A 13,996-nucleotide genomic window follows, 5' to 3' on the forward strand; every position below is an offset into this window, starting at 1 on the left:
TGTTTAGGTAACATTAATTTCTACGCCGTCGCGCCATATACGATCAAGGTCATAATACTTGCGGCTCTCGTTGTCAAAGACATGGATGATGATATCGCCGTAGTCCATAAGTATCCATTTGCAGGTATCATAGCCTTCAATATTCTTGGGCTGGTAGCCGGCCTTGGACAATGCCTCATCTACATGATCAGCAAGAGCTCTGATCTGAGTTCTGCTATTGCCGCATGCCAGGATAAATACATCTGACATTACTGATACTTCACTGATATCAATAGATTTGATCTCTTCTGCCTTGGTATTTTCAAGTGCTTCGATAGCAAGGTCAGCCATCTTCAATGCTTTTTCTGATGCTCCCATTAATTATCCTTTCCCATATAACTTATTTTTATAATATTCAAAAGTCTCCAGAGTCATGGGATCTGTTTCATCCTCCTGACTATCCAGATATGACAAGGTATTGTAGAGTATGTGATATACAGCCTTATCCAGGTCTGACAGGGCTTCCTTGCGGATGATAGCCATATCCGTCAGCATCTTTCTGTTGGGCTCTATATAGTCTGCTGTAAAGATGATCTTCTCAAGGACGGTCATTCCAGGGCGCCCTGTAGTATGATACCTGATAGCATCCAGTATACCCTTGTCATCTATATCATACTTGTGCTCAGCCAGGCACATTCCGGCTTTTGCATGTATGAGCTTTGGATTCTTTAGCTCAATCTCTGTGAGCTCTACGCCGTATTTCCTGCAAATCTCTATCTGTTCATCTGAAGGCATGCACTTGGCGCAATCATGGAGCATCCCTGCTATCAGGGCCCTCTCCGGATCTTCGTCAAATACAAATGCCATATTGGCTGCAGTATAGGCAACTCCCAGAGTGTGATCAAAGCGGTTCTTTTTCAGAACCTTTTCCATTTCCTGTCTGAATTTCTGCGATGTCTCTAAAATCTTCATTGTCATCCTTTATACGATCTTATCCGGCGCATCCATTATATCAGAAGAATTATTATCTTCTGAATATAGATTCTGCGAGATGATATACTCTATACATTCGTCAGGAAGCAGGTATTTTACTGACTTATTCTGCCTGATCTTGTCCCTGATCATAGTGGAGCTGATATCCATATGTCCCATCATGATAGGCTCTATCCTGGCCTCCGGCACCTGACTCTTAAGATAAGCGATACGCTGCTTGAGGCCGTCCATGTCCGTATCATTACGTACTGCAGCCAGTATTGTACAGGCTTTGCAGATATCCTCGTATCTCACCCACTTGTCAAGATAGTTAAGTGAATCAGCTCCCAGGATAAAATAGATATCATCGCCCGGGTAAAGCTCAGACAACTGCTCAAGCGTCTCAATTGTATAAGTATCACCAGGCCTGTCTATCTCAATCCTGGATACGGTAAAAAAGGGATTACCTGAAGTAGCCATCTTGCAAAGCTGATATCTGATCTCACCTTCAGGAATATTCTGATCCTTTTTAAGATAACTAAAACCACTGGGGATAAAAATCACCCTGTCCAGCGAAAACTGCTCTCTGGCGCATTCTGCCATATACAGGTGCGCATAGTGAATCGGATTAAATGTACCGCCCATGATGCCTATTCTTCTTCTGAGCATGCTTTCCTCCTGCAAACAATATAGAAATGAATAAGTACTTTAAAAAACTCATGTATTTAAAAGTTCGTGAGTCGAAGGTATCATTTACGTGGCAGCTTAATCACGGGATCCTCATGGAACTGCTTGTAGAGGACTATCTTCCTGCCGATCACCTCTACCAGGTCAGATCTGGTCCTTTCGGATATCATGATACCGGCTGTCTTAACATCTTCGGGACAGTTCTTGAGAACAGTCAGCTTAATGAGTTCGTGTGTGTTAAATGCTTCTGATACTGCAGCTGTGATCTCGGGTGATACAGCGCTCTTGCCAATTTGGAATAAAGGGTCTATGTTCTGAGCCAGACTTCTGAGGTAGGCTCTCTGCTTACTTGTAAACTGCATATCAATCCTCCATACATATGCTCTAATTATTATATCGGACTGACAGATACACATTATCATAACAAATGTAACCGGTCATGCTATTAGTAGATCATAAATAGTTAAACAAGTCACAGCTCGTCATGAACAACGTGTCCTGTCTTAGCTTCATTTTTTATTCTATATCACTTTCTGAATCGTCAAGGTCTTCCAGGTCTTCAAGCTCTTCATCGACCTCTCCGCCAGGAGTAGTGTCAGCGTTTCTGTAATAATCGAACAAGAGTCCATACATCCTGACAGTGTCGCCTTCATTAATGCCTTCCTTTTCCAGCATATCCAGAATGCCATTATCAGCCAGGAAGTTCTGGAAGAAAGCAAAGCCTTTCTCGGAATCAATGTTTGTATAGCCCAGCATTTTCTCGATTCTGGGTCCTTCAACAACATATTCATCCTCTTCAGGATCATACTTAACAGTAAAGGCTTCCTGTCTCTCCTTGAGTTCAACTTCGGGATCGAATTCCTGTTCGTATACAACAGGCTTCTCGCCCAGCTCGTCCAGATGTCTGCTGACATAATAAAGTATGTCCTTGATACCCATACCTGTAAGGGTTGACATAGGGAATACCTTTACGCCCTTGGGCTCAAATTCTGCCTTGATCTTGGCTACTACTTCGTCAGCTTCCTCAGGTGTGAGCATATCCAGCTTATTTGCAGCTATGATCTGAGTCTTGGAACCCAGGTCAGCGTTATAATCAGCCAGCTCCCTGTTGATCGCATAAATATCTTCAATAGGATCGCGTCCTTCGGTAGATGCTGCATCTACCACATGGATGATCATCCTGGTCCTGTCTATATGGCGCAGGAACTCATGTCCCAGGCCGGCACCCTGACTGGCCCCTTCAATAAGACCGGGTATATCAGCTACTACAAAGCCCTTGGCATCTTCCAGATCCACTACGCCCAGCATAGGGGTCAGTGTCGTGAAATGATAATTGGCAACCTTGGGCTTGGCATTTGAAACCTTTGATAAAAAGGTAGATTTTCCAACGTTAGGAAAGCCCGCCAGACCTACATCGGCAATAACCTTGAGCTCAAGGATGATCTCAAGCTCCTTTGCCGGCTGTCCGGGCTGTGCATACTTAGGGGCCTGCATGGTAGCTGTAGCATAATGCATGTTACCATTACCACCTCTTCCGCCTTTTAATAATAAAAATCTGTGATTATCCCCTGACATATCGGTAATGACTTTACCGGTTTGGGCATCTCTGATGACGGTTCCTTCCGGTACGCGAAGGACAATATCGGATCCGGACTTGCCAGTGCAGCGGTTCTGACCGCCTTCTGCACCGGGTTCCGCTTTATATTTACCGCCGAAATGGTAGTCGGACAGAGTATTAAGTCCGTTATCTACCTGCAGAATTACGTCGCCGCCTTTACCGCCGTCACCACCATTGGGGCCGCCGTTAGCGACGAATTTCTCTCTTCGAAAAGATACGTGGCCGTCTCCGCCCTTACCGCTCTTTACGAAAATACGTGCCTGATCTACAAACTGAGGCATCTTCTTTCCTCCTGAATCTCTTCACAGCAGTATATTACCTGCCATTCTTTCAGTTACCAAATTATATAATTTTGAAAAAATAGACCCCAAACATTTCTGTCCGGGGTCCTAAAATCAGTCTAGATAAAAAGCTTATTCAGCTTCAACGGGATGAACACTAGCCTGAGTCTTGCTCCTGCCCTTACGCTCAAATCTCAGAACGCCGTCAACAAGTGCAAACAATGTATCATCGGAACCGATGCCTACATTAACGCCAGGATGAATATGTGTTCCACGCTGTCTGTAAAGGATGTTTCCAGCCTTTACGAACTGACCATCGGCTCTTTTTGCTCCCAGTCTCTTGGATTCGGAATCACGACCGTTCTTTGTGGATCCTACACCTTTCTTATGAGCAAAAAACTGAAGGTTCATCTGTAACATGGTTATACCTCCTCGAATTTAATGTTCAAAAATTCTTCTCCATACTGTCGGTAAATACCGTTTATACCCAGCTCATAAGACTTCATGAGGATTTCACTATCATGGGATATACCGTCTTTAAAAAAACAAGTGATAAGTCCCTCTTCCTCATCTTGACTAACGTCCATCTGGTCGGAAGTAAATTCATTTATGGAATTGATGGTATTGATAGTCAGAACCGAAATGGCTGAACAAACAATATCATCGCCGTAGTCTGCAAAACCTGCATGACCGTGACATATAAATCCCTTGTATGAACCACTGCTATCCTTAATGATCGTTATGTCTGTCATAATATCTGTCTTTCAGTATGTTTGTGCCATTAAGACATTTCTCACTTATCAGAGAGAGATCTTGTCGATCTTAACCTGTGTGAAAGCCTGTCTGTGACCGTTCTTCTTGTGGTAACCGGTCTTGGGCTTATACTTGTAAACAATGACCTTGCGAGCGCGGTCCTGCTTAAGAACTGTAGCTTCAACCTTAGCTGATGCAACATCTCCTGCAACCTTAAGCTCAGAGTCGTTGTTTACGGCGATAACCTGATCAAATGTAACCTTCTCGTCAGCTGCAGCATCCAGCTTCTCTACATTGATAACATCGCCTTCGGAAACCTTGTACTGCTTTCCACCTGTAACTATAATTGCGTACATAAGGCACCTCCTTCTTTAAAAAACTCGCTGATTACGGCGGCGTCCTGCTGTTAAATATGGGCGCACTTCGGCCTTGTCAAGCGGCATACTCAATTATCTTAAAGGATTCGCGTATAAAAGTCAATAGATAATTAACGTTATTTCGAATAATCTACAAAAATCCTTCTCTTAAGCCGTTAACTGTATTTACAAACTGCTGAATAAGGCACGGAAACACTTATACAGCAGGTAATATCTATAAAATACTACTTGAATTGAACTATTACTGCTGATATAATAAGTTTTGTTGCAGGCGTAGTTCATCGGTAGAACTCCAGCTTCCCAAGCTGGCGAGACGGGTTCGACTCCCGCCGCCTGCTTTTTTTATGCATACGGATCATCAGATGATCTTTCTAAAACGCGAATTTACCCACTGATATAGGCGCCCTGAAAAGGGCGTCTTTTTTCTCACAAAGTCCAATATTCAAGTTGGTTTTATCCAAAAATGTTTATTTTCTTATTACTTTGTAGGTCAATTCCATAAATCCAATATTCAGCCCCGCAAATACCAGGAGAAATACGGGCATGATCCATATTCCCACGCTTTGCTGGGTAATACCGAATATAGTCGGCATAAATGTGCTGCCCACATAAGCAGATGCCATCTGAAGGCCGATGGCTGCAGCGGAATATCTCTTGCCAAAATTCTCAGGTGCCATATGCTGTATAGATGGATATACAGGCCCCATGCCGGTGCCTATTATCACAAAGCCTATTGCTGCAGCTATATAACCTGATGTAGGGATAAATACCATAAGTATACCAACAAGCTCTACTGCTATACCCAGCCTGATCATCAGCCTGTCACCCAGCTTATTGGAGATAAAGCCTGATATCATCCTGCCCAGCATCAGACCGCCGAATATCAATGAACCAAAGGAAGCTATAAGGCCATCACTAAGCCCTGCCTTGGTTCCTGCAAAATAGCTGGGAGTCCATACAAAACAAATAGCTTCCCCTGAGCAATAAGCAAAAAAGGCGATAAGTGTGAGTACAACGCCGGGAGCCTTGATGGTCTCTCTGATACCTGCGCCGTTTTTGAGCTCCTCCTCTTCTTCCACAGATTCGCTCTTACTCCACAAAGGCAGTGACAATATTACCACCACAAGGATAGCTATCTGAAGATATGCAGTCCATCTGTAGCCCTCGTTCCATCTGGCATGCTTTAAGGCGGCTGCCATAATGGAAGGGCTGATCATCGCACCCACTCCGTAGAAGCAGTGAAGAAAACTCATCACAGCTCCCGAATAGTGATTGGCTACATAGTGATTGACAGCTGCATCTATGGCTCCTGCGCCCAGTCCGAAGGGAATAGCAAAGATAAAGAGCATATAATAGCTCGTGCATACAGAGAAGCCAAACAAGCCAATTACAGTCAAAAAAATAGAGACTATAACAATCCACTTGGTATGGATCTTCTTGATAAACTTCGGGCTAAAAAGGGCTGATATGATAGTCATAAAGCAGATAGTCATTGACACATATCCTGCATAAGACGAAGGAACACCAAAAAACACCTGCATCTTGGGCCAGCCTGAACCCAAAAGGGAATCAGGAAGACCAAGGCTTATGAATATCAGATAAATTATTGCAACCAGCAGTGAAGCCATACAGACAATCCTCCGGAATAAAAAAAATATAGGATGCACTTCAATGTCATATTATGAGGTAGGTGTCAAAAGTTCCTTTTGACACCTTATGACTAACGGATTGTTCCGTTTCTTCGAAACTCTCACAATCCTAAAACATTCGCAAATCCGCACTACGTGCTACTTTGCTCATGTTTTGCGGGTCATAAATTCATATTCGATTTCGAGCAAGCTCGAATCGAAATGACTTTTGACCCTTACGTCATATTATAAATCAAATATACAGGTACTCGTAAGTACCTGTATAAACTTTCGTATATATTTTTATCTCCTGCTATTTTCTTTCATGAAGTTAACAAATTCCAGCGTAGGTATGGCTTTGGAATACAAAAAGCCCTGGAATTCATCTACGCCTATATTCTTTAGGCCCTCTGCCTGCTCATCTGTCTCTACTCCCTCAGCAACAGTGATATAGCCCAGTTCCTTCATCATCCTGACTGTATGCTCAAGAGCTATAAAGGCGTTCCTTTCAGAGAAAGCCTTCCAGACCAGGGACTTATCAAGCTTTACTATCTTAAATGGATAATCAAGAAGATAATTGACATTGGCAAGTCCGGAGCCATAGTCATCAAGGGAAAATTCAATACCCTCAGCCCTCATGTTCTTCATAAAGTCCAGCAGTCTTTCACTGGAGGCGATGGCAGCAGTCTCTGTGATCTCCAGATTGATCATTTCAGGAGGTATACGGTATTTGGCCATAGTATTCATAAATATGGTCTTTAAGTCTTTTTGTATGCACTGAGCCGCAGAGAGGTTGATCTCGATAAAGCTGATACCCAGACCTTCAAAGTCATATTTTTGCATCAGCCTGCAGACTTCGTCGAATACAAACTCTCCTATCTTGATGATAAGGCCGTTTTCTTCAGCTCTGGGGATAAAGTCGTCAGGACTGATAAAGCCGTATTCATCATTGATAAGCCTAAGGAGCGCCTCTGCAGAATGATACTCACCTGTCACGGCATCTCTTATAGGCTGGAAATAAATCTTAAAGCTGCCGTCAATAAGAGCATTGTGCATTATGGTATCCAGCTTGGCATTTCGCCTGACTGATTCCAGAGTGCCTGTATCTGCATATATGATATCGCTGATCTTCTGCCTCTCAAGCTGATGCAGACAATAGGATATGGCATCTTCCAGTTCAAAGGAGCTGCTCCCATGCTCGGGAAAATGCACTACTATCATCTGAGGCCTAAGATATATCCTCATCTGACTGACCTCAAAGGCCTTCATAAGCTCAGTCCTAAGCTGTTCTATGGCAGAAGCTTCGTCAATAGACTTGTTATCAAGGATGACTGTAAAACGTGTTCCCGAGTTGTAATATACATTTTCCTTGCCTACCACGTTCTGGATCCTTTTGGAGGTCATCTCAAGGACACGATTACCTGCCACAACGCCTGCCATCTCATTGACCTGCCTGAAATCCCTAAGCTTGATAGATATGATATTAAAGGGGAGCCTGGTCTTGACACAGCTGTTAAGGGTGTCCTCAAAGGCCTGCTGATTATAGACCCTTGTTAGAGGATCTATATAATTATCTACATCCTGAATAGAAAGATATATTACCAGTATAGCAAGTGCCACAAAGAAGGATGTGATCAGCTGATTGGGATGGAATAGCTGAAATACCACAGAACCCGTATTGGCAACAGTGATAAAGAGCATACCGAATATCTGATCTGTCTGCAGGGATTCCCAGTTGCGGATAGTCTGATAGATGCAGTCAATAAGGATCAAAACAGATACTGCATATACCACTATCCTAAATGGGCCGCTGCAATATTGTCTGTTTTCATCAAAATAAAAGATAAAATGAGTGAGGGGATTGCTGGTGATAAGGACTATATCAAGAAGTGCACAGCACCTTAGAAAGATACTGGTGGACTTTAGATATGGTCTGGTCTTATAAATAACACGAAGCAGATAATTGCAATACCAAAGGAGTATGGTATTGATAGACAGATAGAATATGGTATTTACCAGATAGTTTGCCCAAAGAGGGATGCTATATGGATAAGAAATAGTATATGCTGTCGCCAGGTCACATACAGCCGCAACAAGAGAGTCTACAACAAGGAGCTTGTAGGCTCTGTTAGCCTTTGATACATAGTTTTTCCTAAGGAAAAACATGACAAGAACGGCTGTATCTATGCAAATGGCGCAGATATCAAAAGAAATGTTATATTGCATCGATAACTCTCTGGCAAATTGCCCTATGATGTACTTAGATCACATGAGCTAGGGCTGATAATGTTTGCGGCAACCAAAGTTTACTATATACGAGACATTGACTTTTCTGATCATTTAGCCAAAAGCTCTGCTTAGTTATCGGCATTAACTGTTTCTATATTTAGTTTTAAAAAAATAACAAACGACCTGTGTCTTGAAAAAATAAAGGAAAAGGCCGGCCCAAAGCCTTAGTGGTCCTCGTTTATATGATCCCAGCCCTGGAGTATGATAGTCCTGACATGCTCATCAGCCAGAGAATAATATATGGTCTTGCCGCTTCTCTTACTGCTGACAAGGCGCTGGTTCTTTAGTACCTTGAGCTGATGTGATACAGCAGACTGGGTCATTTCCAGGCTCTCAGCCAGATCTGTCACGCAGATCTCTCCTCCTGACAAGGCAAAGAGGATACGGAGCCTGGTCATATCACCATAGGTCTTAAAGAGTTCAGCAAGATCTTCAAGCTTTTCATTATTGGTTAAAAGACTCTTCTGAAAGTTCTGATCAAACATATCATTTCCTCATTTACTGATTTTTTTCCCGGAAACAAAAAGCGCTCTTATAGCATTAAGGACTGCTATGACCATAACACCCACGTCTGCAAAGATAGCCAGCCACATGCCCGCTATGCCAAATGCTCCCAGTATGAGACAGAGGATCTTGACTCCTATTGAGAAATAGATATTCTCATATACTATCCTCATACATTTCCTTGCTATAGATATTGCAACAGCCACATGGGTTGGATCGTCGTCCATAAGGACTACGTCTGCTGCTTCAATAGCTGCATCTGAGCCCAAAGCTCCCATAGCAATACCGATGTCTGCTCTGGTGAGAACGGGGGCATCATTGATACCATCACCAACGAATATGGAAGGTCTATTCTGAGCCTTTTGACCATTATCGTCCATGATCTTCTCCAGCATACCCACCTTATCACCGGGTAACAGCTCGCTGTATACTTCATCTATACCAAGCTCTGCTGCTACATATTCCGCTGCAGAGTTCATATCGCCTGTCAGCATGACTATACGGCTTATTCCAAGTTTTTTCAACTTGTCTATAGCCCTGGCAGATTTATCCTTGGGCAGATCGGATATCAGGATATGGCCGGCATACCTGCCATCTACAGCCATATGTACCACGGTACCGGGATGAGAGCAGGGCCTGTAATCTATGCCCATATCCTTCATGAGCTTCTCGTTACCTGCAGCTACATGTCTGCCATCAACAAGGCCTTTGACACCCTTGCCGCTTATTTCTTCGATATCGGTGACCTTTTCTCTTTCTATCTCCAGTCCGTGAGCTTTGACCAGGCTCTTACTGATAGGATGCGAAGACGCACTCTCTACATATGCAGCAAGCCTTAACAGCTCTGCATCCTCCATATCACTATGATGGATTCCGCCTACTTCAAAGCTGCCCCTGGTCAGAGTACCTGTTTTGTCAAATACAACAGTACCAGCTTTGGAGAGGAGCTCAAGATAATTGGAGCCTTTGACCAGAACGCCTGCCCTGCCTGCACCGCCTATACCTGCAAAGAAGGTAAGAGGGATACTGATGACCAGCGCGCAGGGACAGGATATTACCAGGAAAGTAAGGGCTCTGTAGATCCACTGTCCCCACATGGGATCAGCAGCAAGAAAGAGGATCCTGATAAGAGGCATGCCTATGCCAAGAGCAAGGGCACTGTATACGACTATAGGAGTATAATATCTGGCAAACTTACTGATAAAATTCTCTGATCTGGACTTTCTGGAGCTGGCATTCTCTACAAGGTCCAGGATCTTGGAAGCCGTTGACTCCTCAAATTCCTTACTGGTACGTATTTTCAGTACGCCTGACATATTAATGCAGCCGCTTATGACTTCAGAACCTTCAGATACATCCCTGGGGATACTCTCTCCTGTAAGAGCCGCAGTATTAAGCGAAGAGCTACCTTCTATGACTACGCCGTCCAGAGCTATCTTCTCACCGGGATTAACAACGATAACACTTCCCACCTCTACTTCGTCAGGGTCTACGACTTCAATGCCTTCCTCAGTAAGGAGATTTGCATGATCAGGTCTGATGTCCATGAGCTCTGTTATATTCTTTCTGCTCTTACCCACAGCCACCATCTGGAAGAACTCTCCCAGCTGGTAAAAGAACATAACTGCAACAGCTTCTGTATAATCGCCGCTCTTTGTCACAGCAAGGGCCATAGCTCCAATAGTCGCTACAGCCATAAGAAAGCACTCGTCAAAGGGCTGCCTGTTCATGATACCCTTAAAAGCCTTTCTAAGGACATCGTATCCGATTGTAAGATAAGGGATCATATAAAGCACAAATCGCAAAATGCCTCTTATGGGCAAAAAATGCAACACGATCATCATCAGAGCGGATGCGATAAGTCTGTACATCAGATTTTTCTGTTTCTTGTTCATAAGCCTACTCCATAAAAAAATCAACATGACCGGTAAGATGACAGTCCGATCTGATCTCTCAGAGATTAGAGTAAATGAGAATACTTGCAAAGATGATCATCAGAATTCAATAGAACAATCAGATTCCACTTTCTTGCAGTTCTCCAGCACTCTGGGCATAACCTCCGCAGGATCTGCACCTTCCTCAAATTCAACCTTCATCTTTAGTGTCATGAAATTGACTACTGCGTCCTTTACGCCTTGGGTATTCTTTGTAGCCTCTTCCATCTTGTTGGCACAGTTAGCACAATCAACATCGATTACATAAGTCTTCTTCATAAAAGAACCTCCTTAGAACATTTGAATGTTTTTATATATGAATGATTATTCATATGTTGTAATTATTATAAGGGGCTTATATCTATAATGTCAAGCCCCTTTGTTAAACTCGCAAACGCTTCGCTTTTTGCTCGTTATAAAATCACTGCTGACGCAGTTCTACGGGTACGGGGCTTATAACCCCGCACCCGTAATCAAGATATTCCCACCACCTAAAGGTGGTGGGTTATCTTGATTATTTTATATATAACAAATCCGATCATGCAATTAGATCTTTTTAGCTAAAATCAGTTAAAAGCATATGATCATACTTGAGACAGTGCTTTCTTCAAAGCCTCAAGATAGGAATAGCCATTAACCTTATCCGGCTCCAAGTACGCTCCTTCGCCCCATTCGTTCCAGGCTGTGAGGAAGATGTATTCGTTTCCTCTTTTTTCCGCGATATCCAATAGTCTATTTAGATATGCTTCAAATTTATGAGGAGCCGCCCCTACAACTATTTTGGCATTCATCCCCCGCCGCGGGCTGTCGTCATAGCTAACAAAACCGCTGAGAAAACTATTGACCGGTGCAGTCTCTGCTGATTTCAATATCCTCTTCCACAGACCGTCGTAGTCAAAAAGACCAGGCTGGTCACTCTTTCTTTTCATATCAAAAAGCTTGTAGTGAAGATAGTCACGAAGCGCAGGTGTATCAAAGGGCGCATATCTCATAAGATAGTCATATCTGATATTCTGGTGATTCTCACGGCAGCAGGCTGCTATGCCGCCGAGCCCCTCTTCTCTTGACCTTTTGTCCATATAGGACATCATCCTATATAGCACACTCTTTCCTATCTGAGGCTTAAAGACTATAAAAAGAGGCTTATTATCAACTCTGATATACCTGGGATCCTTGAAGAATGGAAGGAGAAAGTTAAAATGAGCTTCCCAGTCTTTCTCATCACCATATTCCAGTCTTGCCAGGATTCCATCTCCTTTGCGGCCATCATCCGTCTGGCCATCAGCTGCAGCATCATAGGCAGGTGCCCAGCTGTTGGACCTTGGCACCACGCTCCAGGTCCTCTTCCAAGAGCAGTTGTCCCATATAAAGAGAAAGTGTATATCAATATCCGGGTTATCAAGTAAGATATTGGGCGGAGTGGTCAGCAGGTTTTGACTGCTGTTTATCCAATAGTGATATATACCAAAGCCGTATATACCATATTCTCTTGCAAGATCCGCCTGCCATCTGATTGTATCCGCTTTAGAGAGATCATAGTAATTATCATTTAAAGGCGCAAAATCCCTGTGACCGGGTATTTTTCTTCCAATACTATCCTTCACAGCCTTCCAGTCAGTATAACCCTTGCCCCACCATTTATTATTCTCTGCAGTCTCGTGATACTGCGGGAGATAATTGGCAATAATCTTCACATTCCTCATATTTTCTCTCTATCACTCCGGTGTAATAATACAGGATCACAAAGAGCCAAAAGCCCAGTTCAAAGTAATGTCCCATTCTGAATAGTTTCTGAAAGATGACTACAAGGCAAAGGTTATTGATAATCTTTAGGTATATCCTCTCGTCATCTGCTCCCGGGCTTTCTTCGTTGTTCTCTTTTTTGAATATGCCATAGCGCCTGATAAATACAAGAAGCGCCATAAGCCCCGGAAGTCCCAGCTCAGCTGCAATACGCAAAAACAGTGAATTGGCATCATAGGGGTTGGGGTTCTTAAAAGATGCCAGTATCAGATAGGAATACTTATTATTGAGCATGTTGTAACCGCCCAGCCCTCCGCCAAAGCCAAAGCTGTCCAAAAGACTCTTTAAGCTGATCTTGATATTAAGCAGCCATGCATAAGAGCTGTAACCATAATAATTGACCTTATCAGGACTAAAGTCCCTGATCATATCAAAGGCGTATACTATGCGGTTCCTGAAGAGCTCTACTTTGAAGACAAGAAATACAAGAGCTATCACTCCTGCTACTGCTATTATGATCTTCCTGGGTGTCAGGCCATATTCCAGGATAATGATAAAGAGAGCAAATGCCACAGTGATATAGCCTGTAGAAGACCTGCAGCAGAGAAAGCCTGCCAATATGGAAAGAGATGATAATAGCCCTATCCTGCTCATAAGGATCTGCCTGCCGCGTCCAAAAAGCCTGTAGAGGGAGAGATATATCCCCGGCATCATCACAAAAGCACATTCAGTAGGCTCGCTGAAAAGGCCATAGGCTCTGCCTTCAAGGGGATTGAGATTCCTGGGCCTTGTTCCCAGCCAGGACAGATCATAGATATATCTAAAACCCAGACGTATGGTCAGGATCTGTAATATGCACAGGATAGCAAGGGCAATGCAGCATCTGTAATAAACAGCAATGAAATCCTTTATTTCCTCCTTATCAACAAAGGATGAGAAGAATATGATGCTGATAAAGATTCCTGCCAGCTGCTTCACAAAGAGCACAGGAGTATTTGTGCCCAATAAGAGCCCCGGAATAGTATGCAGCAGCAGAATAAGACTCCCTGCTATAGTCAGCCTAAGAGCCTTGGCTTTTCCGGATAGCGCAAGGAGTATCAGTTCCAAAAAAAGCACCCTGTCATCGCCAATAATGGCATTGCCAAAGATGATCAGCAAAGGGATATGATATTTTTTGATATGAATACCGTTTATTGGCATAGTGAGTGCGTGACCTTTCAACTTATCCCTG

At 43.4% G+C, this 13,996-nt stretch carries 15 protein-coding genes and 1 tRNA gene; 1 reads left to right on the forward strand and 15 read right to left on the reverse strand.

Annotated elements, in window-relative coordinates:
- Positions 1 to 3 precede the first annotated feature (3 nt).
- The 8 genes from rsfS to rplU all read right to left on the reverse strand — a co-directional run bounded on the left by rsfS (position 4) and on the right by rplU (position 4,646).
- Positions 4 to 357, reverse strand: coding sequence for a ribosome silencing factor (rsfS, locus tag G636_RS0114940; RefSeq protein WP_035779821.1), 354 nt, complete (start codon positions 355 to 357; stop codon positions 4 to 6).
- Positions 358 to 360: 3 nt separating this feature from the next.
- Positions 361 to 951: a bis(5'-nucleosyl)-tetraphosphatase (symmetrical) YqeK gene (gene yqeK, locus G636_RS0114945; protein WP_026508707.1), complete on the reverse strand. Its 591-nt coding sequence runs from the start codon at positions 949 to 951 to the stop codon at positions 361 to 363.
- A gap of 9 nt (positions 952 to 960) precedes the next feature.
- Positions 961 to 1,620: a nicotinate-nucleotide adenylyltransferase gene (gene nadD, locus G636_RS18865; RefSeq protein ID WP_051227062.1), complete on the reverse strand. Its 660-nt coding sequence runs from the start codon at positions 1,618 to 1,620 to the stop codon at positions 961 to 963.
- Between the two features lie 80 nt (positions 1,621 to 1,700).
- Positions 1,701 to 2,000: a YhbY family RNA-binding protein gene (locus tag G636_RS0114955; protein WP_026508708.1), complete on the reverse strand. Its 300-nt coding sequence runs from the start codon at positions 1,998 to 2,000 to the stop codon at positions 1,701 to 1,703.
- A gap of 154 nt (positions 2,001 to 2,154) precedes the next feature.
- On the reverse strand, positions 2,155 to 3,537 hold the full coding sequence (gene obgE, locus G636_RS18870; protein ID WP_051227063.1) for a GTPase ObgE: 1,383 nt from the start codon (positions 3,535 to 3,537) through the stop codon (positions 2,155 to 2,157).
- Between the two features lie 132 nt (positions 3,538 to 3,669).
- Complete coding sequence (gene rpmA, locus G636_RS0114965; protein WP_026508709.1) at positions 3,670 to 3,957, reverse strand: 50S ribosomal protein L27; 288 nt, start codon at positions 3,955 to 3,957, stop codon at positions 3,670 to 3,672.
- Between the two features lie 2 nt (positions 3,958 to 3,959).
- Positions 3,960 to 4,289: a ribosomal-processing cysteine protease Prp gene (locus tag G636_RS0114970; RefSeq protein WP_026508710.1), complete on the reverse strand. Its 330-nt coding sequence runs from the start codon at positions 4,287 to 4,289 to the stop codon at positions 3,960 to 3,962.
- Between the two features lie 48 nt (positions 4,290 to 4,337).
- A complete protein-coding gene (gene rplU, locus G636_RS0114975; RefSeq protein ID WP_026508711.1) occupies positions 4,338 to 4,646 on the reverse strand; it encodes a 50S ribosomal protein L21 in 309 nt (102 codons plus the stop codon).
- A gap of 288 nt (positions 4,647 to 4,934) precedes the next feature.
- Here rplU and G636_RS0114980 point away from each other — a divergent pair.
- Positions 4,935 to 5,005: transfer RNA gene (locus tag G636_RS0114980), tRNA-Gly, on the forward strand.
- Positions 5,006 to 5,134: 129 nt separating this feature from the next.
- On the opposite strand, the gene G636_RS0114985 is transcribed toward G636_RS0114980, so the two are convergent.
- From G636_RS0114985 to G636_RS0115015, 7 genes are all read right to left on the reverse strand, one after another.
- Complete coding sequence (locus tag G636_RS0114985; protein WP_026508712.1) at positions 5,135 to 6,295, reverse strand: MFS transporter; 1,161 nt, start codon at positions 6,293 to 6,295, stop codon at positions 5,135 to 5,137.
- Between the two features lie 303 nt (positions 6,296 to 6,598).
- Positions 6,599 to 8,521 carry a GGDEF domain-containing phosphodiesterase gene (locus G636_RS0114990; RefSeq protein ID WP_026508713.1) on the reverse strand — a complete coding sequence of 641 codons (1,923 nt, stop codon included), beginning with the start codon at positions 8,519 to 8,521 and terminating at the stop codon, positions 6,599 to 6,601.
- A 227-nt stretch (positions 8,522 to 8,748) separates the two neighbouring features.
- Positions 8,749 to 9,069, reverse strand: coding sequence for an ArsR/SmtB family transcription factor (locus tag G636_RS18875; protein ID WP_051227064.1), 321 nt, complete (start codon positions 9,067 to 9,069; stop codon positions 8,749 to 8,751).
- 9 nt (positions 9,070 to 9,078) lie between these two features.
- Positions 9,079 to 10,983, reverse strand: coding sequence for a heavy metal translocating P-type ATPase (locus tag G636_RS0115000; protein ID WP_026508714.1), 1,905 nt, complete (start codon positions 10,981 to 10,983; stop codon positions 9,079 to 9,081).
- A 99-nt stretch (positions 10,984 to 11,082) separates the two neighbouring features.
- Positions 11,083 to 11,301: a cation transporter gene (locus tag G636_RS0115005; protein ID WP_026508715.1), complete on the reverse strand. Its 219-nt coding sequence runs from the start codon at positions 11,299 to 11,301 to the stop codon at positions 11,083 to 11,085.
- Between the two features lie 305 nt (positions 11,302 to 11,606).
- Positions 11,607 to 12,725: a glycoside hydrolase family 99-like domain-containing protein gene (locus G636_RS0115010; RefSeq protein ID WP_026508716.1), complete on the reverse strand. Its 1,119-nt coding sequence runs from the start codon at positions 12,723 to 12,725 to the stop codon at positions 11,607 to 11,609.
- Complete coding sequence (locus G636_RS0115015) at positions 12,664 to 13,965, reverse strand: hypothetical protein (protein WP_026508717.1); 1,302 nt, start codon at positions 13,963 to 13,965, stop codon at positions 12,664 to 12,666. Before G636_RS0115015 ends, G636_RS0115010 begins: the two co-directional genes overlap by 62 nt.
- Positions 13,966 to 13,996: the final 31 nt, after the last annotated feature.

Origin of the sequence: Butyrivibrio sp. MC2013, assembly GCF_000424585.1 — a bacterium.
GTDB lineage: Bacteria > Bacillota > Clostridia > Lachnospirales > Lachnospiraceae > Butyrivibrio.